The sequence below is a fragment of the Arthrobacter pullicola genome (assembly GCF_014836875.1).
Taxonomy (GTDB): domain Bacteria; phylum Actinomycetota; class Actinomycetes; order Actinomycetales; family Micrococcaceae; genus Arthrobacter_B; species Arthrobacter_B pullicola.
Map to the genome: position 1 here is coordinate 533,424 of NZ_JACSQC010000003.1, position 20,765 is coordinate 554,188.

Sequence of the window (20,765 nt, forward strand, 5' to 3'; positions counted from 1 at the left end):
CGTGGGCTCGGATCTGTGACAGCACCGGGGCACGCTAGATCGAATTCATCGCACCAGGGCACTGGCGCTGGGACCTCCTCTGCGCAGTCCCCAATGCGATCTGGACTCATCGATCAGCGGCACCCTGGACCATAGCGTAGACGCGAAGATTTACGCTCGACAAGTCAAATTTCTACCGTCACAGGAACCGGCACTCTCAAGTGCAATGGGCGGATTCAAGCCTGTTCCGCAACAAATTGCCTGGGAAGCGCATGTGGGTTTCCTAATGCGCGATGAGGTGATGGCTGCCCACCGGACGGAGCTAACAGTGGCTGGATGCCCGCCTACCGAGGTATGCCTATAGCGCGTGGACGTTTGTCGTCCAAAAGTCCGATGGAGTATTGCGAAATCATGTTGGACGGCTATGGGAGAGAAACGCTTTAGCTCAACGGCATTCCAAGACCCTCGAGTGCGGCCCCGCAGTGCCGTCGCCGGACCGCCAACCGAAACCGGCGGCGACGGCGCGCCCGACAATTCCGGCAGGCCCCTTAATGGGAGAACTCGCACGCTCCGACTTTTCCACGACAGGACCAGCACCTTGACGGTTATTCTTCGCAACGTCCGCCCCCTGGGGCGAAGCAGCTTCCGATGTCGTACTCGAAGAGGGCGTGATTACCGCCGTTAAGCCCGCCTCGGCAGCTGGAACCGCCGCGCCCGCAGGCGCCGCCGTCGTTGATGGCAACGGCAGGATCCTGCTGCCCTCGTTCTCCGACGCCCCCGTGCACCTGGACTCCACACGGATCGGTCTGCCGTTCCGCCCGCACACAGGAGCCCCTGGGGTGTGGGGCATGATGCTGAACGAGCGGCGGAACTAGCGCATTGCCGAGGCTTCCGTCGCGACCGGGCCACGGCCTGTCTCGGGGCAATGATTGAACGCGGCACCACCCGGGTCCGCACCTATGCCCAGGTGGACGTCGACGCCGGCCTGGAACGGTTCGAAGGTGTCCTCGCGGCCCGCGAAGCGCACCGGAACCGGGCCGACGTCGAAGTCATCGCGTTTCCGCAGGCGGGGCTGCTCCGTGAAGCGGGCAGCGCCGAGGTGCTGGAGGAAGCCCTGAAGCTGGGCGCCGACGTCGTAGGCGGCATCGACCCCTGCTCCCTGGACCGGGATCCGGTGCGGCACCTGGACATCGTTTTTGGGCTCGCCGAGAAGTACAGCGTTCCCGTGGACATTCACCTGCATGAGCCAGTCAGCTGGGCCTGTTCAATGCCCAGCTGATCCTGGAACGCACCAAGGCACTGGGCATGCAGGGACTCGTAACCACTTCCCACGGCTACGGGCTGGCTGACCTGGCAGCTGGCGTTCACCAGCCGGTTCCGGGTCAAGAGCACTCCTGTCCTCCGTCGCCGACCGCACACGGGCACGCCATGGTGGTTTTCGACTACGTCCATGTGGGCTACCGGCTGACCGGAGATATCGCCCTGGGTCAGGATCAATCTTTCGGCCAGCTCCAGACGTGAACTTCGGTGGGCATGAAGACCTCTTTGGGTTCAGGTGTGTGAATAAACCACCAAATCTAAGGCCTTCGCCCTATTCACGTGTAACTAACGTGGTGTCTCAGCTACCCCCTAGTGCCGTGACGACGGCGGCGGTCACCTCCTCCGCTACGGTCCGGGCAGAACCGTCTACGCTGACAAGCCGGCGGCAGGCGTCGAGCTCGAGCGTCAGTGGCGCACCAGCGTCCTGCCCCAGGGCCACAGGCCAGAGCGTCACGAACCCGGTCGCCGTTTCGCCGCATTCCGCCGCTGACGGTTCAGCGGCGGCCGCCCGCAGAACGGCATCCTTTGCCGGGCCCGTGAGGTTTCCTCCTCCGGAGAAGGTTCCCGAAACGTTCTCAATAAGGTCAAAGGGCTGTTCCGGCTGCGGACTGCCGGGAAGTCCAGCCGACGCGTCCGGTGTTGTCTGTGTGCTCGGCGCGGGTGCCATCCGGTAGTGGCAGATCCGCAGGGAATCGACGTCGTCAGCGCTGGGCAGGAGCCCCGGTGAGCCAGGCACGGTCTCACCGCCACTCGTAGCTGCATCCTCGACGTCAGTCGTGATTGGTGCGAGGGCCGTTACTCCCGGCCACGTGCTAAAACTCCATTCCTCGGGGCAGCCGGCGTCCAGGGCTGCCCTGGACTGGATCAACGCCGTCTTGTGCTGGCTCACCTCGACCACGTCCATCTCTGCCAGGACGCCGTGCACGCCGGGCTTGGTTTTACCGCAGGAGTCCGTGGGCCAGGCAGCGCGCATGGCCTTTCCGTCTGCCGCCAGCAGCCAGAGATCGGGGACCAGTTCCAGGTCGGCGGAGCAGACCTGGTTCCACCCGGGTCCGTCGCTGGGTTCCGCCAGGGCCGCGGCCAGGGCGTCCAGGTCTCCGGTGAGACGCTCCTGCGTGACCGCCCGCCACAGCCCGTCCTGATCCTCGACGGTTTCCAGCGCGGCACCACAGCGGATGACTTCGACCGGCACAAAGCCCTCGGGCACCGATCCGGCTATCGGCGGCGGTGCTGCCGCCGGCGCCGTCGGCTGGGCCTCTGATCCAAAAATGTGCTCCATGCTGGTGCAGTCGACGGCATCGGCCAGCTCGGCCACGGGCCGGGGTCCTGCAGGGTTTCCGAACTGCTGCCCGCACCCGGTCGAAACGCACATCAGCAGCAGGACCGCCGCAGCTGAGGTGCTGCCCCGCACCACCCCTGCCCGCCCCCAACGCATCCGCTTCAATGCCCCCAGCTCCCCTCAGTCGGTGCCTTAGCGTAGCAAGACTGCCCGGCGGAGCCCCGATGTCGAGATTCGGCACACGGCTGCGTCTTAGAAGTGAATGCGGCCACAATGGCTGTGTTGCAGGAGACCCAGTGTTGAACCACACAAGGAGAGCGTTATGGCTAAGTATCTGTTGCTCAAGCACTACCGCGGCGCGCCGGCACCCCTGAACGATGTGCCGATGGATCAGTGGACACCGGAGGAAGTGTCCGCCCACATGCAGTTCATGCAGGACTTCGCCGACCGGCTGCAGGCCAGCGGTGAGTACATCGACGGACAGGCGGTGTCCCCTGAGGGGACATTTGTACGGTACGACGGCGAGGGGCGGCCCCCGGTGACCGACGGCCCGTTCGCGGAAACCAAGGACCTGATTGCCGGCTGGATGGTGATCGACGTCGACAGTTATGACCGTGCCGTCGAACTGGCCGGTGACCTCTCGGCCGCCCCTGCCGCCGGCGGCAAGCCGCTGCGCGAATGGATCGAGCTGCGCCCCTTTATGGGTTCCCCCATCACCATCACGGAGTAAACAGCCCGTGGAGGAAACCCAGGTCCGCACACTCACCCCGCAGGTGATCGCCGTGCTCGTCCGCCGCGGAGCTGGTTTCGCGGCGGCCGAGGACGCCGTCCAGGAAGCCCTGATCGAGGCCGTCCGGACCTGGTCCAGCACTCCGCCGCGGGATCAGCTGGGCTGGCTGGTCACTGTGGCCTGGCGGAAGTTCCTCGACGCCGGGCGGGCCGATGCCTCCCGCCGTCGTCGTGAGCTCAGGGCCGATGCCGAACCTCCACCCGGGACCGCCGGCGAAACGGATGACACGCTGCAGCTCTATTTCCTGTGCGCCCATCCTTCCCTGACGCCCTCCTCAGCGGTCGCCCTGACGCTGCGCGCCGTCGGCGGCCTGACAACCCGGCAGATTGCCGCTGCCTATCTGGTGAGTGAATCCACCATGGCGCAGCGCATCAGCCGGGCCAAACGGACGGTATCCGGGGTCCGGTTGGATTCTCCGGGGGATCTGTCCACGGTCCTCCGGGTGCTGTACCTGGTCTTCAATGAGGGGTACTCCGGCGACGTGGATCTTGCCGCCGAGGCGATCCGGCTGACCCGCCAACTGGCCGGCCGGCTGCGGCATGAAGAAGTGCAGGGCCTCCTTGCCCTGATGCTGCTTCATCACGCCCGCCGGCGGGTTCGGATCAACGACGACGGGCAGCTGGTCCCGCTGGCGGTGCAGGACCGAAGCCTGTGGGACACCGCCCTGATCTCCGAAGGGGTGGTGATACTGCAGCGGGCACTGGCCCGGCAAAGGCTGGGCGAATACCAGGCGCAGGCTGCCATCGCCGCGCTGCACGCTGATGCCCCCAGCGCCGGGGAAACCGATTGGCCGCAGATTGTTGAGTGGTACGACGAACTGGTTGCACTGACGAAGAGTCCGGTCGCGAAGCTGAACCGCGCCGTGGCCGTGGGGGAGGCAGACGGTCCACAGGCAGGGCTGGCTGCTCTGAGTGCCTTGGACCCTGCGCTCCCCCGTTATACCGCTGCCCTGGCCTACCTCCGCGAACGCAGCGGCGACACCGGAGAAGCCGCACGGCTCTATGCCCGGGCCGCTGTCGCCGCCCCGAACCTCCCCGAACGCGAGCATCTGATCCGTCAGGCGGCGCGCCTGAATTCGGCCGAACGGACTACCCGGGAGGCATCGTCGTAGGAGTCGAGGTTACGGGGGGCCGGCCCTTTCGCATCAGGCAGCCCTTTGATGGGAGAATGCAGCGCACGCTCTGACTTTTCGGCGACAGGACTGAACCAGTGACCGTTTTTCTTCGCAACGTACGCCCCTGGGGCGAAGCAGCCTCCGATGTGACACTCGAGGACGGTGTGATCGCGTCAGTCAAGCCCGTCAGGGCGGACACCGCAGCCGCGGATCAAGCCCCAACGGGCGCCGGCGTCGTCGAAGGCAACGGCCGGATCCTGCTGCCCTCCTTCTCCGACGTGCACGTGCATCTGGACTCCAACCGGATCGGTCTGCCGTTCCGCCCGCACACGGGGGCCCCTGGGGTGTGGGGCATGATGCTGAATGACAGGCAGAACTGGCGCAACGCCGAGGCTTCCGTTGCCGACCGGGCCACGGCCTGCCTTGGGGCCATGATTGAACGCGGCACCACCCGGGTCCGGACCTACGTGCAGGTGGACGTCGACGCCGGCCTGGAGCGGTTCGAGGGTGTCCTCGCCGCCCGCGAAGCGCACCGGAACCGGGCCGACGTCGAGGTCATCGCGTTTCCGCAGGCGGGGCTGCTCCGTGAAGGCGGCAGCGCCGAGGTGCTGGAGGAGGCCCTGAAGCTGGGCGCCGACGTCGTCGGCGGCATTGATCCGTGCTCCCTGGACCGGGACCCGGTAAAGCATCTGGACATTGTTTTTGGGCTCGCCGAGAAGTACGGCGTTCCCGTGGACATCCACCTGCATGAACCCGACCAGCTGGGGCTGTTCAGTGCCCAGCTGATCCTGGAGCGCACCAAGGCTCTGGGCATGCAGGGACTCGTGACTATTTCCCACGGCTACGGACTGGCCGACCTGCCCGCCGGCCAGCTGCAGGAACTCATCGACGAGTTCGCGGCGCTGGACATCTCCATGGCCACCATCGCCCCTGCCGGGCAGCCGCTCCCGCTGCAGCAGCTCGCCGCGGCCAGGGTCCGGGTGGGACTGGGCCAGGACGGCCAGCGGGATTACTGGTCCCCCTACGGCAACGCGGACATGCTGGACCGCACCTGGCAGCTGGCCTTCACCAGCAGGTTCCGCGCCGACGAACTCATCGAACACTGCGTTGCCGTGGCCACCGTCGGCGGGGCCAGCGTCATGAACCCCCAGGCCCCGAGACTGGCATCGGTGGCGGACCGTCCAGGGCTCAATGCCGGCGACCCGGCCGAGCTGGTGCTGGTCGAAGGCGACACGGTGACGGCCGCAGTCATGGACCGGCTGCCGGGCAGAACCGTTCTTCACAGCGGCCAGGTGGTGGCGGACGGTTTGGAACTGGTCTAGCCCGCGCCCCCACAGGCTCCGGTCTCCGTCCTGCCTGTCCAACACCGGGTGGACAGTGCCAGCATGTAGGCAACTCCCGGTTCCGGAAGGACCCCCGCGATGCCCGCCCCAGCCAGTCCATCCGCACAACGCGGCCGCCTGCTCGTCGTCGCCATCCTGGCGTCCTTCGTCGCGTTCCTCGACGGCACCATCGTCACCGTCGCCCTGCCCGCGATCAGCGCCGAACTCGGCGGCGGGCTGGTCACCCAGCAGTGGGTGGTGAACGCATATCTGCTCACGCTCGGTGCGCTGATCCTGCTGGCCGGCTCGCTCTCAGACTCCTACGGCCGGCTGCTGATCCTGCGGCTGGGACTTCTCGGGTTTGGCGCTGCCTCGCTGGCCTGTGCCCTGGCCTGGACCCCGGAAGTCCTCATCCTGGCCCGGGCCATTCAGGGCATGGCGGCGGCACTGCTGGTCCCCAGTTCCCTGGCCATGATTACGACGGCGTTCCAGGACCGGGAGCGCGCCCGCGCCATCGGCCAGTGGACGGCCTGGACCGGCACAGCGGCAATCATCGGGCCGCTGCTCGGGGGGATCCTGGTGGACTGGGCGAGCTGGCGGCTGATTTTTGCGGTCAATGTCCTGCCCGTGGCCCTCACACTTTTACTGATGATCGGCCTGCAGGACAGTCCGCGGCGCAGGACGGCGCTGGACGTTCCCGGTGCCCTCCTCGCCGTCATCGGCCTGGCCGGACCGGTCTACGCGCTGATCGAGCAGGAGCGGCTGGGCTGGGGCCATCCCGCCGTCGTCGTGCCCCTGCTCCTCGGAATCGCAGCCTTGGTGCTGTTCGTCCTTCGCGAAGCGCGAACCCGGGCGCCGATGATGCCGCTCTCCCTCTTCCGGGCGCGGAACTTCCGCTACGGCAACCTGGTGACCGCGGCGGCGTACGGTGCGATTTCCCTGGGGTCCTTCGCCATCACCGTGTTCGTGCAGGAAGCCGGCGGCTTCTCCGCCACGGAGGCGGGATTCACGGCCCTTCCGGTGCCGATCGCCCTGCTCCTGCTGTCCACGTTCTTCGGCAACCTGGCCGGCAAGTACGGGCCGCGGATCTTTATGACGGTGGGTCCGATGATCATGGGGGCCGGGTTCCTGCTGATGCTCACGGTGAGTCCCCCGCTGAATTTCTTCACCCAGCTGCTGCCCGGCCTGCTGCTCTTCAGTTTTGGCCTGGCCGTGATGGTCGCACCGCTGACTGCCGCGGTGCTGGGTGCGCTGCGGGAGGAAGAGGCGGGCATTGGTTCCGCCGTCAACAACGCCGTGGCCCGGGTGGCCGGGCTCGTCGCCGTCGCCCTGATCGGCACGATCTCCGCCGGCGCCCTGGACTACCCCGGATTCCAGCAGACGGCACTGGCAACGGCCGTGCTGTTTTTCGGGGCCGGATTTATTGCCCTGATCGGAATCCGGACACCCAAACCGGCCGAGTAAGCCCGTTCACTGGATGCCAAATCCCTCACGGCTGGAACGCTCATAAGAATCCCGGACAATCTCCTCCAGCACGCCCAGATCCACCTTCGACAAATCCTTCAGATACAGGCAGACCACTCCCGTGGTGTGCGCGCCGAGCCGCTCCAACTGCTCGGCATAGGCCTCTGTTCCGTCGGCGAGGTAGACCGTCGTCGCCGCCTTGCGCGGTGAGAACCCCGCCGCCGGGGCATCCCCCTCCCTGCCGCTGGCGTATTTGTAGTGGTAGGCGCCAAAGCCGATAATCGATGGTCCCCACATCACGGGTGACTCCCCGGTAACCCGCGTCATCATCTCGAGCAGCGTGCCCGCATCCCGCCGGCGCACGGCCGGAGCTATGGCTTCAAGGAAGGTGCCGACGTCGGCCGCTGATTTTTCCATGCCCCGAGCCTAGCGCTCCGGGAACCTAGGCGCGCGCCTGGACAAGGTTGGCGAACGGCAGCCTGCCGTGGAGCTGGCGGAACCGCTCGTGATAAGCCGCCTGGGCCGCGTTGAGCTCCTCCGGAGGGAGCTCCTTCCAGGCCATCTGCAGCGTCCGGGCGCCAGCGAGCTGCCAGATCAGCCGGCCGTCCCAGTGCCCCGGCGGCTTGCCCCGGCCGAAGTCCAGATACTCCTGAATCTGGCGGCGGAGGCCCCGGTTGCCCTTGCTTCCGGGGCCGGCCTTGCCCACAAACAGGATGTCCGCGTCCTCCACCCATTCGGTGGCGAGCACCGCACGGGACACCGAGGGATTCTTCCGCTTGAACGTCCCGGCGGTGCTTTCGGCGAGGAACACCGGCTCGAACCCGGCGGGCCGCAGCACCACAAAAATCCCCGGCCGCTGCGGAATCCGGTTGATCTCCAGGTCAGCGATGGGGCGGAACCCGGTAAATCCGTCCGCCAGAAGTGATTTCTTGTTCAACGGAACGCTCAAACCCCGGCCCCGCGGAGCGCAGCCACGGTATTGACGGCGGCCGCAAACGCCTCGTAGCCCTTGTCCTCCGACGAGCCCTCAAGCCCGGCACGGTCCAGTGCCTGCTGCTCGGTGTCGCAGGTCAGCACGCCGAAGCCGACCGGAGTCCCGGTCTGCACGCTGACCTCGGTCAGCCCCTGGGTCGCAGAGGAGCAGACGTAGTCAAAGTGCGGCGTCCCGCCGCGGATGACGACGCCGAGGGCGACGACGGCGTCAAAGTGCGGTGCCAGCCGCGCGGCAGCCACGGAAAGCTCGAACGTGCCGGGCACCCGGACCACGCTGGGGCCAAGGCCGGCATCCGACGCTGCCCGCAGCGCGCCGTCGAGCAGCCCGTCCATTACTTCGGTGTGCCAGCTGGCGGCGACAATAGCCACCTTAAAGTCCAGGCCCTGCGCCTTGATGCTGCTGACATCGTTATCGGGTGCGCCGTGTCCGCTCATGGTTCGTGTCCTTCAGTTCGTTGGTTGGCCAGGGCCAGGTTTTGATGAGAAAGTCAGCCCTGCTGAACGGGATGGGCCCGCAGCAGGTTGAGGTGGTGGTTCATCCGGTCCCGCTTGGTCTGCAGATAGCGTTCGTTTTCGGCGCGGACCGGCACTTCGGACGGCACCATCGCGTCAACGTGCACTCCGTACGCCTCGAGCCTCTCGCGCTTGGCCGGGTTGTTGGTGAGCAGCCGGATCCGGTCCAGGCCCATCTGCAGCAGGATCTCCGCGGCCGCCTGGTAGTCGCGGGCGTCGACCGGCAGGCCAAGCTGTTCGTTGGCCTCCACCGTGTCCGCGCCGGCTTCCTGCAGGGCGTAGGCACGGAGCTTGTTCGCCAGTCCGATCCCCCGGCCTTCGTGTCCGCGCAGATAGAGCACGGTTCCGCCATGCAGGCTGATCAGTCCCAGGGCCTGCTCCAGCTGCTCCCCGCAGTCACACCGGTAGGAGGCAAACACATCACCGGTCAGGCACTCGGAGTGCAGCCTCACCAGCGGCGGGGCCGGATCCGGTGCCGTGCGGTCGGCGCCCGGCGCAGACACACTCAAGTGTTCGGCACCGGTGCGTGCATCGGTCCAGACCCGGGCAGTAAAGTCCCCGAACGCCGTCGGCAGCTGGACCTCCGGCCCCGGAACAACGCCCGCGGCACCCGGGGCAGTCACCGCACACCCCCGGCAGCTGCCGGCGCGGCGGCTTCCAGCCACGCCGCCAGGTCCTCGATGGATACCAGCACCAGGCCGTGCGCGTCGGCGAACTCGCGGAGCGCCGGCAGCCGCATCATTGTCCCGTCGTCGTGCACCAGTTCGGCGATTACACCCACGGGCGTGCAGCCGGCCAGCCGGGCCAGCTCGACGGCGGCTTCGGTGTGGCCGCGGCGGGCCCGGACGCCGCCGTCGTGCGCCCGCAGCGGGAAGATGTGCCCGGGCCGGTTCAAATCAGCGGCCACGGACGCAGGATCGGCCAGCACCCGAGAGGTCAGCGCCCGGTCCGCAGCGCTGATCCCGGTGCTGGTACCGGCCGCCGCGTCGCAGGAGACGGTGTACGCCGTGCCTTTGGCGTCCTGGTTGACCGCGGTCATTGGCGGCAGGTTCAGCCGGTCGGCATAACTGCCCGGCAGCGGCACACACACAACCCCGGAGGTGTAGCGGACGGTGAAGCCCATCAGCTCCGGTGTGGCGTGCTGGGCGGCAAAGATGATGTCGCCCTCGTTTTCGCGGTCCTCGTCATCCACGACGACGACGGCGCGGCCCGCGGCGATGGCGTCCACTGCGGCGGCGATCGAATCCAGGCGGATGCTCATGCTGCCCCGCCCGCTGCGACGGCTGATGCGGGAACGGCGGCGAAGGCCAGGAGCCGCTCGGCGTACTTCGCCAGCACATCGACTTCCAGGTTCACCCGGCCGCCGGGATCCAGTGCACCGAGCCCGGTTTCGGCCAGCGTCGTGGGGATCAGACCCACCTCGAACCACGGTGACGGATCTGCCGGTTCACTGACCGCCGTGACGGTGAGCGACACGCCGTCGACCGCAATGGACCCCTTCTCGGCGATATACCGCGCCAGTGGCTGCGGCACTCCGAACCGGAGCCGGTCCCAGCTGCCGAGGTGCTCGCGCTCCACCAGGTGCCCCACGCCGTCGACATGTCCCTGCACCACATGCCCGTCCAGGCGTCCCCCGGCGGGTACACAGCGTTCCAGATTGACCTTTTGGCCCGGGGCCAGCGACCCGGTGGTGGTCCGGTCCAGGGTTTCGCCAATGACGTCCAACGAGATCTGTTCGCCATCGACCGCTGTGGCGGTGAGGCAGACGCCGTTGACCGCTATCGACCCGCCCAGCTCCAGGCCTGCCGAGCTGGCCGGTGCCTCGATCACCAGGACCTTGCCGGCGCCGGAGGGGTGGGGTGTCAGGGAAATTACGCTGCCCTGTTCAGCGACAATGCCGGTAAACACGTCAGTGTCCTATCGTTGGTTCGTTGTTCTCAGGGGTCGGTTCCAGCTGGAGCCGCAGGTCAGGGCCGGTGAGGCGGAAGGCGCCGCCGGCAGCATCGAACCGCCAGGCCTGGGCCTCCGTTAGGGTGCTTACGCCCAGTCCGAAGAAGGACGGTGTGCCCGCCCCCAGCAGCTTCGGCGCGGTGTAGACCACCAGCTCATCCGCCAGTCCGGCACGCAGGAACGCGCTGGCCACGGTGGCTCCGCCTTCCACCAGCACGTGCCGCACGCCGCGGGCATGCAGCCCGGACAGTACGACGGCGGGATCATGGGTATGGATCTGCAGGAACCGGCCGTCGGTTCCCCGGACAGCGGCGCTGGCGGGAACTTCCGTGGTTCCCATGACCACCCTCAGGGGCTGGGACAGCGGCTCCGCGGCGTCCTCCGCTCCGGGCCGGCCGCGGACTGTCAGCCGCGGATTATCTGCCTGCACTGTGCCGGTTCCGGCGACGATCGCGTCGCACCGGGCCCGCAGCTCCTGCGCATCTTCCCGTGCCTCCGGTGAGGTAATCCATTGGCTGGTTCCGTCCGCAGCTGCGGTGTGTCCGTCCAGGGACTGTGCGGTCTTGACCGTGACGAAGGGCCGGTTTTCGCGGACGGCGGCGGACCAGCGGTGGTTCAGTTCCCTGGATTCCCCGGCCATCAGCCCGCCCTCTGTTTCCACTCCCGCGGCCGCCAGGGCAGCTGCTCCCCCGGCGGCGTCGCTGGTTGTGTCCGCGGCGGCGTACACCACCCGGCCGATCCCGGAACCGATGATGGCCTGCGAACACGGACCGGTCCGCCCGGTGTGGCTGCACGGTTCCAGCGTGACCACCATGGTGGTCCCCCGCACGTCGATTCCGGCCGCAGCGGCGGTCGCCAACGCGTCAGCTTCGGCGTGGGCTGTCCCCGCCCCGCGGTGCCAGCCGGTGGCCAGCACCGCGCCGTCGTTGTTCAGGATCACTGCTCCCACCAGCGGATTCGCACCGCGCACTCCCCGGCGGGCCAGTTCGAGGGCCTGGCCCATAGCGGTTTTCTCTGCTGCGTTGAAGGCCATGGCTACCGCACCGTCGGGTCCGGCATGTCCACCTGGACCTGCGGCTTTTCATGGGCCTTGGCCCGCCACCAGACGAAGAAGCCCACCAGGGTAAAGCCTCCATAGAACAGGTACATAAACGCCGTCGCGTAGTAGCCGGCGCTGAACAGCAGCGGCACACCAACAATGTCTACGGCCACCCAGATCAGCCAGAACTCCACCCACCCCTTGGCCATGCCATACGTTGCCAGCAGCGACCCGACGAAGGTCCAGGCATCGGCCCACACCGGCTCATAGGAGCCCAGCATTGCGAAGACCGGCGTCAGGGCAGCGGTTCCGAGAATCAGAACCGCCACCAGAAGGATCCGGGTCCGGCCGGACGCCCACTGCGGGGTGACGGCGTCGGCTCCGGAGTTCTTGCTGGTCTGCCAGCGGCGCCAGCCGTAGATGGAGACGGCAATGAACATGATCTGCCGTCCGGCCTGGCCCAGCAGGTTCGCGGTGTCCGCGTCGCCGAAGATCGAGCCGAGGAAAACTGTCAGCAGGAGGGCGTTGCCGATGATGCCCACCGGCCAGGCCCAGACTTTGCGGCGCATACCGCCGAGGGCGCTGAGCAGCCCGAAAATGTTGCCAAGCAGTTCGCGCAGCAGCAGGGAGGAGTTCCCTACCGGGATCTGCGCGTCAAAGAGCCACCGCAAAAAATCCATGTCGTTCCTTATCCCGTAGCGGCGGCTCCGGGGGTACGACAGTGCGGTGCATCAACGGATCAGGGCACCCAGATGGGTACGCCGAGCGTCGGTCCAACAAACTGTACGTGCTTCTCCCATCCAGACTTTAACTGTCGGTACCGGAATTTCACCAGTTCAACCGTCCGTCCCGCCGGGGGTTCCGGCTGGACGTGCGGGTCGCGGACTATAACCGCCGGTTCGGAATTACACCGACCCCGGAGCACGTTTGTTAACGACATTCTTGCACAGGTCAGGCCACGCGGAGGTCAATCTCGCCGGGGGCGGAACCGCTGGCCCCGAACACCAGCTGCCGGTTGGCGATCTTTTCGGTGAAGAACCGGTCATGGCTGACCACCACCACGGCGCCCGGGAAGTGCAGCAGGGCGCGTTCCATCACCTGGGTGCTGGAGAGGTCCAAGTGGTTGGTCGGTTCGTCCAGGAGCAGTACCGACGCGCCGGAGAGCAGGCACTGCGCCATTGCGACGCGGGCCTTCTGACCCCCGGAAAGGTTACCGATTTTCTGTTTGAGATCCGCCTCGGAGAACTGGAACATGGTCAGGAACCGGTTCACGGATTTCTTGGTTGCGGTCAGCGCCAGGCTGTCCGGCATGGCGTTCACCGCGTGGGTGACGGTGTCGGCGTCGTCGAGCTCCGCCAGCACCTGGTTGTAGGAAACCATCTTCGCGCCGTTGGCCCAGGCGACCCTGCCGGCGTCGGGCGTCTCCTCGCCGGTGAGGACCCGCAGCAGCGTGGTTTTACCGCTGCCGTTGGCTCCGAGCACTACCAGCCGGTCCCCGCGCCGGATCTCGAAGCTCAGCCCGCTGAAGAGCGTCCTGTCCCCATAGGACTTCTCCAGGGACTCCACCCGGCACAGGTTGTCCTTGACGTGCAGGCCGCCGTAAATTTCCGTAATGATCTGATCCACCGGGCGCGGTGCGCGGGCCTTCTTGATCTTCGCCAGCCGGTTGCCCAGGGCGCCGCCGCCGGCTTTGGCGGCCTCGCGCCGGTCGGAGATGCCCTCTGCTTCGAAGGCCAGCAGCTCGGACTCGTGAACAAACTGGGACTGCAGTGCCTTGAGCCGGAACTGCTTCTGGACCACGTACTCGGCGAAGTTCCCGGCGTACTCATGCAGGTGGTAGTTCTCGACCTCGATAATGCGGGTCACCACAGCATCCAGGAACTTCCGGTCGTGGGAGACGACGACGGCGGCACCGCGGAAGTCGCGGAACCAGCCTTCCAGCCACTCCACACCCGCGACGTCGAGGTAGTTGGTGGGCTCATCCAGCAGCAGCACGTCCGGGGCCTGGAGCAGAATCTTGGCCAGGGCAGCGCGGTTGCGCCAGCCGCCGGAAAGGGCATCAATGGGGCAGGTGCGGTGTGCCTCGCTGAAGCCGAGGGTGGTGAGGGCGGCATCGATGCGGCGGGGGTAGTCCCAGCCGTTCAGCCGGTCCATCTCCTCAAAAAGTTCCGCCTGGCGGCGGATCAGCCGGTCCATGACCTTGGGCTCCGGGTCAGCGCCGAGGGTCTCATCGATGGAGGCGAGCTCCGCTTCGACGGCCTTGATCTCCACGAACAGGGCGTCCAGGACCTCTGTAATGGTGGATTCGCCGTTGAGTTCGGAGAACTGGGAGAAGTAGCCGATCTTCACGCCCTGCTCCACGGTGACAGTTCCGGAATCCGGTTCCACCTGCTCCAGGATGAGCTTCAGCAGGGTGGACTTTCCCGAACCGTTCTTTCCAATCAGCCCCACCCGGTCCTTGGGTTCCAGGCGGAAGAACGCCTCGCGCAGGATCTGCGTCTTCTCGAAACCAACGTTGACGTCCTGCAGCCTGATCAGGCTCATTCGGGGTCCTCTCGGGGGTGGAAGCCAGCCACTCATCCTACCGGTGCCAGCGGCATCCCCTGTTCCCTGTGGCCCTGCCCGCCGCATACTGTTCTGCACAACACACACCGTTTCCTGCACAAAGGAGTCCCCCCGATGGGTGAAGCGACAACGCTGGTCAGCGGCCTCGGCATGGGGGAATCGGCCCGCTGGCACGGCGGGGAATTCTTCTACGCCGACTGGATCGCCGGAACCATCTCCGCGCTCGACGGCGACGGGAACGTCCGGCGTGTGGCCGGTGTGCCCTCCTTCCCCATCACTTTTGACTGGCTTCCGGACGGGCGGATGGCCGTGGTCTCCGGGAGCGACGCCGCGGTGCTGGTGGAGGTACCGCACGCGGGGCTGGTGCCGCTGGCCGATCTCCGCAGCATTTCCGAACACCCCTGGAACGAGATTGCCGTTCATCCCGCCGGAAACATCTACGTCAACGGCATCGGCTATGACTATGCCGGCGAGCCCCAGGAAACCGGTGTCATTGCACTGGTCCGGCCCGACGGCTCCGTCGAGAAGGTGGCCGATGGGCTGTCCTTTCCCAACGGGATGCTCGTCTCCGCAGACGGAGGCACGCTGGTGGTCGCCGAGTCCAACGCCGGACGCCTGGCCTCTTTTGCCATCCGGGCGGACGGCGGCCTGGATCCCGCAGGAAGCTGGGCCGCGCTGGAGGGCAGTGCCCCGGACGGGATCAGCTGGGACGGCAGCGGCGGAATCTGGTTTGCCGACGTGCCTGGCGAACGCTGCGTCCGGGTGGCGCAGGGCGGGACGGTCCTGGATACGGTGCAGCTGGACCAGGGCTGCTTTTCCTGTGCAGCCGGCGGCCTCGACGGAGGCCTGCTGTTTATGATGACCGCGCAGTGGCCCCAGGTCCTGGACCCGGCCTCCGAAAAGACCGGCCGGGTCCAGGTCATGCGGGTTAAACCGTGAAGCGGGGGTAGTGAACTAGTTCCCTGCCACCGCGCTGGCCTGGGCCCGCAGCTTCGCGATCGCCTCGTTCGGATCGGGAGTGCCGTAGACGGCGGACCCGGCCACGAAAACGTTGGCGCCGGCCTCCGCCGCGCGCTCAATGGTGTCCGGAGCGATGCCGCCGTCCACCTGAATGGCCAGCTGCAGGTCCGAGCCGCGCACTGCTTCGGCCGCCCGGCGGATCTTGGGCAGTGTCACGTCCAGGAACTTCTGCCCGCCGAAGCCGGGCTCCACCGTCATGATCAGCAGCATGTCCAGCTCGGAAAGCATGTCCAGGTACGGTTCCACCGGGGTTGCCGGCTTCAGCGCCATGCCGGCCTTCGCGCCGCGGTCCCGCAGTTCCCGTGCCAGGCGGATCGGCGCGGCGGCTGCCTCCACGTGGAACGTGACGGATGCCAGACCCAACTCTGCATAGGCCGGAGCCCAGCGGTCGGCGTCGGAAATCATCAGGTGCGCGTCCAGCGGGAGCTTGCTGACCTCCTGGATCCGCTGCACCACCGGAAGTCCGATCGTCAGGTTCGGGACGAAGTGGTTATCCATCACGTCCACATGGACGGCGTCCGCGCCGCTGATCCGCTCAAGTTCGGCTTCGAGGTTCACAAAGTCGGCTGACAGGATGCTCGGGTTGATGCAGCACTGGGTCAAAGGGAAGCTCCTAAATCAGATCTTGCGGCGAATGAGGGCGAGGAACATGGCGTCGGTCTGGTGTATGTGCGGCCACAGCTGGGCGGTGGACTCATGTCCGGCGCCAAGGGAACCGGTCAGGCTCACGGCGTCGAGGGCAGCGCCGGCGTCGAGCAGTTCCAGGTCGTTCCGCTTGCGCAGCACATCCGCCACGACGGCGGTGGTCTCCGCCGGGTGCGGTGAGCAGGTCACGTAGGCAACCACGCCTCCGGGCTTCACTGCATCGACGGCGGTGGTGAGCAGTTCGCGCTGCAGGATCCCGAGTTCGCCGACGTCGGTCGGTTTGCGGCGCCAGCGCGATTCCGGGCGGCGGCGCAGCGCTCCGAGGCCGGTGCAGGGCGCGTCCACCAGGATCCGGTCGAAGGTTTCCGGGTAGTCCTCGGCCACGGTGCGGCCGTCTCCGGTGCGGACGTTCCAGGTCTCCCCCGGCACGGCGTCCAGTGCCTGGCGGACCAGCTGCGCGCGGTGCGGTGCGGGTTCGTTGGCCAGCAGCACGGCGCCCTTCTGGTGCGCCAGGGCGGCCAGGAGCGCGGCTTTGCCGCCGGGGCCGGCACACATGTCCAGCCACTTCTCCACACCGTCCTCGTCCACGGAGACACCGTCCAGCGCCAGTTCAGCCAGGGCACGGGCCACCAGCTGGGAACCGGCGTCCTGCACGCGGGTAGTGCCGGCGCGCACGGAATCCAGGCGGCCAACGTCGCCGGCGGAGAACAGGGCTGAGTCTTCAACGAGTTCACCGTCCACGGCGCCGGCGGACCGGGCCTCCTCGAGGTCCCCCAGTCCGGGCAGGGCGACGAGGTTGACCACGGGGGCGTCGTTATCGGCCCGGAGCAGGTCGGTGATTTCCTCTACGTTCCGGCCGTGGGCGACCAGGGACTGGCGCAGGGCGCGGACGATCCACTCAGGGTGGCTGTATTCGATCGCAGAGCGCTTGACCGCGTCCGGCTCTCCCTCAGTCAGGAGCGCGGTCCACTCGGACAGGTCTCGGGCAGCAACCTTGCGCAGCACGGCGTTGATCAGTGCTGACGGGCCGGCGCCGATCACCGCGCGGGCCAGGCCCACCGTCTGGTCCAGGGCCGCGTGCGCGGGAACACGCATGGCGACGAGCTGGTGCACGCCGATCCGCAGCGCGTCCAGGACGGCCGGGTCCAGCTGCTCCAGCGGCCGGTCAACACAGCGGGCCAGGATCGCGTCATAGGTTCCCTGGCCGCGCAGGGCTCCGTAGGCCAGTTCGGTGGCGAACCCCGCGTCGCGCTTGTCCAGCCGGTGCTTGCGGATGCTCTTGGGCAGCACCAGGTTGGCGTACGCGTCCTCACCGGACACGGCACGGAGAACTTCGAACGCCACCAGGCGGGCCGGATCCGCGGCGCGGGTCCGCTGTGACGGCGCTGCCTCGGTGCGGCTGCGGGTCCGCGGACGGTTCCGCTCACGACCCTTGGCGTTTCGCCCAGCGCTGGAATTACTGCTGTTGCTGCCGCCGGTGTTGCTGCCGGAACTGCGGCGGCGCTCCCCCGGGGAACCGTTATTGGGGGTGCTCATTCAAAAACCACGTCCTCACGCTGGCCTAGTCCCCGGGCCCAATCGGGGCCGGGCATCATCTTTTTTCCGGCAGGCTGGACCAGCTGCAGTTCCAGCGCAGTGCTTCCGGTGCCGACCAGCGCCGACGCTCCGGCGCCCGAGCCGAGCCGCACCTGACCGGGGGCCAGGTCCGTCACATCGGGCCGCGGGGTTGCCGCGCCGATCTTGAACCGGGCGCCGTCCCAGGTGGTCCAGGCTCCGGGTTCCGGGGTCACGCCGTTAATCCGGCGCCGGATCGCCAGGGCGGGCTGCTTCCAGTCCATCCGGCCGTCCTCAATCGTCAGTTTGGGTGCCAGGGTCACATCGCCGGACTGCGGCACGGGTACGGCCCGGCCGGCGTCGATCGCGGCCAGGGTCTGGGCCAGCAGGACGGCTCCGCTGTGCGACAGCCGTTCCAGCAGTTCACCGCTGGTCAGTCCCGGATCCACTGTTTCGGTCAGCTGCCCGAAGACGGGACCGGTGTCCAGGCCCTTTTCCAGCAGGAATGTGCTGGCGCCGGTGATTTCATCGCCGGCGATGACCGAGTGCTGCACCGGTGCCGCCCCGCGCCAGGCCGGCAGCAGCGAAAAGTGCAGGTTGATCCACCCGTGCCTAGGAATGGTTAGTGCGCGTTCGGGGATCAGGGCGCCGTACGCGACGATGGCAGCGGCGTCCGGTGCCAGGGCCGCGATGGCGGCCACGGCGTCGTCGTCAATCTTGTCCGCCTTGATCACCGGAAGCCCGAGTTCCGCTGCGCGGGCCGCGACGGGCGACGGCGTCAGAACGCGTTTGCGCCCCAGCGGTGCGTCCGGGCGTGTGAGGGCGCCAACGACGTCGAACCCGGCGTCGAGGAGGGCATTAAGCGAAGGCACCGCAACGGCTGGTGTGCCCGCGAAGAGTACGCGCATCGCCACGGCGGTCAGGCTCCCGCGCTGGGGGTACCGAAGGTTCCGAAACTGGAGCCGACCGTCTGGGCGCGCTGGGCGGCGGTGCGCTCGGCGATCGAGTCGTAGTCGGCCATGCGGATGGCGCGGAGGGCAGCCTTGCGGTTCTCCCCTTCGAGCCGGTCAATGTACAGAACCCCGTCAAGGTGGTCGGTCTCGTGCTGGAAGCAGCGCGCGAGCATACCTTCGCCCTCAATGCTGACGGGGTTGCCGTTTTTGTCCTGGCCGGTGACGCGGGTCCAGCGGTAGCGCGGAACGGGGTATCCGATGCCGGGAATGGAGAGGCAGCCTTCCACCTCGTCCTCCTGCAGGTCTTCGCTCAGCTCCAGGACCGGGTTCACGATGTGTCCGGCCTGGCCGTCGATCCGATAGGTGAAGACGCGCAGGCTCACGCCGACCTGGGGTGCTGCCAGGCCCGCACCTTCAACGTCCTCCATGGTCTCTTCCATGTCAGCAACTAACTTGGCGAGTTCCGGACCGAACTCCGTCACTTCCTCGGCACGGGTCCGCAGAACGGGGTCGCCGATGATCCGAATCGTCAGGATTGCCATCTGGAATGTGTTCCTTACTGTCGCGATGTGCTGCGCCGTGCGCAGTGTAATGCGCTGTGCAAACGGGGCGGAGTGCCCGCTTACCAGTCTAGTTGGACGCAGGCTGCCCTGCTGCGGCGGTGTGGGCACCGACTGGCTGGACGGGATGCTGGACCGGCGGCGGGGCGATCGGCAGCAGGGCCTGGCCGGCAGCGAGGGCATCGTGGCTGGTCTGCCAGACCCGGCGCAGGGCACAGAATTTGTACCAGTGCTGCGGGAGCACCGCCGGGTTGGCCCGCATGGGACGCACCTCGGTCTGGCCGACGGCGACTCCCAGCAGCAGCGGGTCCTGGCCGTACTGCCACGGTTCCCATTCCCCGCGGCCGGCGTCGACCAGTGATTCCTCCGCTTTCATGCCGGCAACCAGCTGCATAACCACCTTGTCATCAAGCTGCTTGACCTGGCCGTCGCGGTCCGTGTTCTTGGTCTTGTAGTCGATGAGGCAGAGCCTGCCGCCGATCTTTGCCACCAGGTCCAGGGTTCCGGCGTAGCCCAGATCGTGGTTCCAGACGGTGATCTCCGCGGCGACGGGCTGGACCTGGTACAGCTGCCACCACTCATCGAAGCGGTCGGCGAACTGGTGCTCACCGTGTTCTGCCAGGACAGCCCGGGCCTCGGCCAGCTGGTGGGGCTGGTCCAGGGCACGCAGCGCCACCTGCTCGCAGTAGTAGTGCACGCGTGTTCCGCGCTCGGCGGCCTGGTCCCGGTAAACCTCCGAGGCGCGGGAGGCTTCCTTCACGATGGAACGCAGCTGCCCGGCGTTACCCAGGGCTCCCGGAAGTGCCGGGTGCTTTACGACGGCGCTGGCCGCCATGTAGCTGTGCCAGCCGGCCAGCGAGGTACTTCCCTGCGCGATGACGGTCGTAATGGAGGGAACCGCCGGAGGTTCGGTCAGGGAGCGCGAATACATGCGTCCGAACTCGGTTGCGTGTGCCAGGGCTGGATCAGTCATAAACCCAGTCTGTCACCCGGCGGTGACGTTTAAGCAAAACAGGCACCGGAGGGTATCCGGTGCCTGTTGAGGGTGATTCTGTGGGCGATACTGGGTTCGAACCAGTGACCTCTTCGGTGTGAACGAAGCGCGCTACCACTGCGCCAATCGCCCTTGCGGGAGTTGCGTTCAAACTGCTGCAACGTCTAAAGATGCTAGCCCACAATCGGGCCTGATCAAAACCGGATTAGGCACCCGGCGTGAAATGGTCCCGATTGGACGAACCTCGAAACGTCCTATAGAGTTTTTCTTCGTTGGAAAGCGGGAGTTCGCCGCAGAAACACCAACATGCGGACGTAGCTCAGCTGGCTAGAGCACCACCTTGCCAAGGTGGATGTCGCGGGTTCGAATCCCGTCGTCCGCTCGCAAGTCACTGTAAGCTGGCCTTCACAAGCCGGTCACGGTGGGGTGGCCGAGAGGCGAGGCAGCGGCCTGCAAAGCCGTATACGCGGGTTCGAATCCCGTCCCCACCTCCACGGTTACATGCATGACCCATTTATGGGCGCGATTGGCGCAGCGGTAGCGCGCTTCCCTGACACGGAAGAGGTCACTGGTTCGATCCCAGTATCGCGCACGAAGTTTCATACTTTGTGTACTAACAGAGTGTGGAATGTTCATTTGCGGACGTAGCTCAGCTGGCTAGAGCACCACCTTGCCAAGGTGGATGTCGCGGGTTCGAATCCCGTCGTCCGC

General features: G+C 66.9%; 23 protein-coding genes, 5 tRNA genes and 1 riboswitch. Of the genes, 12 read left to right on the forward strand and 16 right to left on the reverse strand.

Going from position 1 to position 20,765, the window contains the following annotated elements; genetic code table 11:
* Nucleotides 1–647 precede the first annotated feature (647 nt).
* From H9638_RS17155 to H9638_RS17165, 3 genes are read left to right on the forward strand one after another with little or no spacing between them, the layout of a single operon-like run.
* Complete coding sequence (locus tag H9638_RS17155; protein ID WP_404799645.1) at nucleotides 648–854, forward strand: hypothetical protein; 207 nt, start codon at nucleotides 648–650, stop codon at nucleotides 852–854.
* A 50-nt stretch (nucleotides 855–904) separates the two neighbouring features.
* A complete protein-coding gene (locus H9638_RS17160; protein WP_404799646.1) occupies nucleotides 905–1,258 on the forward strand; it encodes an amidohydrolase family protein in 354 nt (117 codons plus the stop codon).
* Between the two features lie 26 nt (nucleotides 1,259–1,284).
* On the forward strand, nucleotides 1,285–1,500 hold the full coding sequence (locus H9638_RS17165) for a hypothetical protein (RefSeq protein WP_404799647.1): 216 nt from the start codon (nucleotides 1,285–1,287) through the stop codon (nucleotides 1,498–1,500).
* Between the two features lie 97 nt (nucleotides 1,501–1,597).
* Here the strand turns inward: H9638_RS17165 and H9638_RS08660 are convergent, their stop codons facing one another.
* Nucleotides 1,598–2,614, reverse strand: coding sequence for a hypothetical protein (locus H9638_RS08660; protein WP_191746783.1), 1,017 nt, complete (start codon nucleotides 2,612–2,614; stop codon nucleotides 1,598–1,600).
* A gap of 286 nt (nucleotides 2,615–2,900) precedes the next feature.
* Between H9638_RS08660 and H9638_RS08665 the strand changes: the two genes are divergently transcribed.
* The 4 genes from H9638_RS08665 (at nucleotide 2,901) to H9638_RS08680 (ending at nucleotide 7,268) form a co-directional block, all read left to right on the forward strand.
* Nucleotides 2,901–3,308 (forward strand): YciI family protein, encoded by a 408-nt coding sequence (locus H9638_RS08665; protein ID WP_066298292.1) that lies wholly within the window; start codon nucleotides 2,901–2,903, stop codon nucleotides 3,306–3,308.
* A gap of 7 nt (nucleotides 3,309–3,315) precedes the next feature.
* Nucleotides 3,316–4,479, forward strand: coding sequence for an RNA polymerase sigma factor (locus H9638_RS08670; protein WP_191746784.1), 1,164 nt, complete (start codon nucleotides 3,316–3,318; stop codon nucleotides 4,477–4,479).
* A 98-nt stretch (nucleotides 4,480–4,577) separates the two neighbouring features.
* Nucleotides 4,578–5,804: an amidohydrolase family protein gene (locus tag H9638_RS08675; RefSeq protein WP_191746785.1), complete on the forward strand. Its 1,227-nt coding sequence runs from the start codon at nucleotides 4,578–4,580 to the stop codon at nucleotides 5,802–5,804.
* 99 nt (nucleotides 5,805–5,903) lie between these two features.
* Nucleotides 5,904–7,268, forward strand: a complete 1,365-nt coding sequence (locus H9638_RS08680) for an MFS transporter (RefSeq protein WP_191746786.1) — start codon at nucleotides 5,904–5,906, stop codon at nucleotides 7,266–7,268.
* A gap of 6 nt (nucleotides 7,269–7,274) precedes the next feature.
* On the opposite strand, the gene H9638_RS08685 is transcribed toward H9638_RS08680, so the two are convergent.
* The 9 genes from H9638_RS08685 to H9638_RS08725 all read right to left on the reverse strand — a co-directional run bounded on the left by H9638_RS08685 (nucleotide 7,275) and on the right by H9638_RS08725 (nucleotide 14,307).
* Complete coding sequence (locus H9638_RS08685) at nucleotides 7,275–7,685, reverse strand: DUF1801 domain-containing protein (protein ID WP_191746787.1); 411 nt, start codon at nucleotides 7,683–7,685, stop codon at nucleotides 7,275–7,277.
* A gap of 25 nt (nucleotides 7,686–7,710) precedes the next feature.
* Nucleotides 7,711–8,217 carry a hypothetical protein gene (locus tag H9638_RS08690; RefSeq protein ID WP_191746788.1) on the reverse strand — a complete coding sequence of 169 codons (507 nt, stop codon included), beginning with the start codon at nucleotides 8,215–8,217 and terminating at the stop codon, nucleotides 7,711–7,713.
* Nucleotides 8,214–8,696 (reverse strand): 6,7-dimethyl-8-ribityllumazine synthase, encoded by a 483-nt coding sequence (gene ribH, locus H9638_RS08695; RefSeq protein WP_191746789.1) that lies wholly within the window; start codon nucleotides 8,694–8,696, stop codon nucleotides 8,214–8,216. Before ribH ends, H9638_RS08690 begins: the two co-directional genes overlap by 4 nt.
* A gap of 53 nt (nucleotides 8,697–8,749) precedes the next feature.
* Nucleotides 8,750–9,397: a GTP cyclohydrolase II gene (gene ribA / locus H9638_RS08700; RefSeq protein ID WP_191746790.1), complete on the reverse strand. Its 648-nt coding sequence runs from the start codon at nucleotides 9,395–9,397 to the stop codon at nucleotides 8,750–8,752.
* The gene (gene ribB, locus H9638_RS08705; protein WP_191746791.1) at nucleotides 9,394–10,035 is read right to left on the reverse strand and encodes a 3,4-dihydroxy-2-butanone-4-phosphate synthase; all 642 of its coding nucleotides are present in this window, start codon (nucleotides 10,033–10,035) and stop codon (nucleotides 9,394–9,396) included. The genes ribA and ribB overlap by 4 nt, the downstream gene beginning before the upstream one ends.
* Nucleotides 10,032–10,682, reverse strand: a complete 651-nt coding sequence (locus H9638_RS08710; RefSeq protein ID WP_191746792.1) for a riboflavin synthase — start codon at nucleotides 10,680–10,682, stop codon at nucleotides 10,032–10,034. The genes ribB and H9638_RS08710 overlap by 4 nt, the downstream gene beginning before the upstream one ends.
* A 1-nt stretch (nucleotide 10,683) precedes the next feature.
* Entirely contained in the window at nucleotides 10,684–11,757 is a 1,074-nt protein-coding gene (gene ribD, locus H9638_RS08715; RefSeq protein WP_191746793.1) for a bifunctional diaminohydroxyphosphoribosylaminopyrimidine deaminase/5-amino-6-(5-phosphoribosylamino)uracil reductase RibD, read from the reverse strand.
* A 2-nt stretch (nucleotides 11,758–11,759) separates the two neighbouring features.
* Nucleotides 11,760–12,443: a nicotinamide riboside transporter PnuC gene (gene pnuC / locus H9638_RS08720; RefSeq protein ID WP_191746794.1), complete on the reverse strand. Its 684-nt coding sequence runs from the start codon at nucleotides 12,441–12,443 to the stop codon at nucleotides 11,760–11,762.
* Between the two features lie 103 nt (nucleotides 12,444–12,546).
* A riboswitch (FMN riboswitch) is annotated at nucleotides 12,547–12,692 on the reverse strand.
* A gap of 22 nt (nucleotides 12,693–12,714) precedes the next feature.
* The gene (locus H9638_RS08725) at nucleotides 12,715–14,307 is read right to left on the reverse strand and encodes an ABC-F family ATP-binding cassette domain-containing protein (protein ID WP_191746795.1); all 1,593 of its coding nucleotides are present in this window, start codon (nucleotides 14,305–14,307) and stop codon (nucleotides 12,715–12,717) included.
* Between the two features lie 135 nt (nucleotides 14,308–14,442).
* Between H9638_RS08725 and H9638_RS08730 the strand changes: the two genes are divergently transcribed.
* Nucleotides 14,443–15,267, forward strand: a complete 825-nt coding sequence (locus tag H9638_RS08730; RefSeq protein WP_191746796.1) for an SMP-30/gluconolactonase/LRE family protein — start codon at nucleotides 14,443–14,445, stop codon at nucleotides 15,265–15,267.
* 15 nt (nucleotides 15,268–15,282) lie between these two features.
* Here H9638_RS08730 and rpe read toward each other — a convergent pair whose 3' ends face one another.
* From rpe to H9638_RS08760, 6 genes are all read right to left on the reverse strand, one after another.
* The gene (gene rpe / locus H9638_RS08735; RefSeq protein ID WP_191746797.1) at nucleotides 15,283–15,951 is read right to left on the reverse strand and encodes a ribulose-phosphate 3-epimerase; all 669 of its coding nucleotides are present in this window, start codon (nucleotides 15,949–15,951) and stop codon (nucleotides 15,283–15,285) included.
* Between the two features lie 15 nt (nucleotides 15,952–15,966).
* Nucleotides 15,967–17,529 carry an RsmB/NOP family class I SAM-dependent RNA methyltransferase gene (locus tag H9638_RS08740; protein WP_191746798.1) on the reverse strand — a complete coding sequence of 521 codons (1,563 nt, stop codon included), beginning with the start codon at nucleotides 17,527–17,529 and terminating at the stop codon, nucleotides 15,967–15,969.
* Nucleotides 17,526–18,455 carry a methionyl-tRNA formyltransferase gene (gene fmt / locus H9638_RS08745; RefSeq protein WP_191746856.1) on the reverse strand — a complete coding sequence of 310 codons (930 nt, stop codon included), beginning with the start codon at nucleotides 18,453–18,455 and terminating at the stop codon, nucleotides 17,526–17,528. Before fmt ends, H9638_RS08740 begins: the two co-directional genes overlap by 4 nt.
* A gap of 11 nt (nucleotides 18,456–18,466) precedes the next feature.
* Nucleotides 18,467–19,042 (reverse strand): peptide deformylase, encoded by a 576-nt coding sequence (def, locus tag H9638_RS08750; protein ID WP_066298347.1) that lies wholly within the window; start codon nucleotides 19,040–19,042, stop codon nucleotides 18,467–18,469.
* Nucleotides 19,043–19,130: 88 nt separating this feature from the next.
* Nucleotides 19,131–20,033, reverse strand: a complete 903-nt coding sequence (locus H9638_RS08755) for a PD-(D/E)XK nuclease family protein (protein ID WP_191746799.1) — start codon at nucleotides 20,031–20,033, stop codon at nucleotides 19,131–19,133.
* Nucleotides 20,034–20,114: 81 nt separating this feature from the next.
* Nucleotides 20,115–20,186: transfer RNA gene (locus tag H9638_RS08760), tRNA-Val, on the reverse strand.
* A 176-nt stretch (nucleotides 20,187–20,362) separates the two neighbouring features.
* Between H9638_RS08760 and H9638_RS08765 the strand changes: the two genes are divergently transcribed.
* The 4 genes from H9638_RS08765 (at nucleotide 20,363) to H9638_RS08780 (ending at nucleotide 20,765) form a co-directional block, all read left to right on the forward strand.
* Nucleotides 20,363–20,436 (forward strand) — tRNA-Gly (locus H9638_RS08765).
* A gap of 38 nt (nucleotides 20,437–20,474) precedes the next feature.
* Nucleotides 20,475–20,548, forward strand: a tRNA-Cys gene (locus H9638_RS08770).
* A 26-nt stretch (nucleotides 20,549–20,574) separates the two neighbouring features.
* Nucleotides 20,575–20,646: transfer RNA gene (locus H9638_RS08775), tRNA-Val, on the forward strand.
* A 46-nt stretch (nucleotides 20,647–20,692) separates the two neighbouring features.
* Nucleotides 20,693–20,765, forward strand: a tRNA-Gly gene (locus tag H9638_RS08780).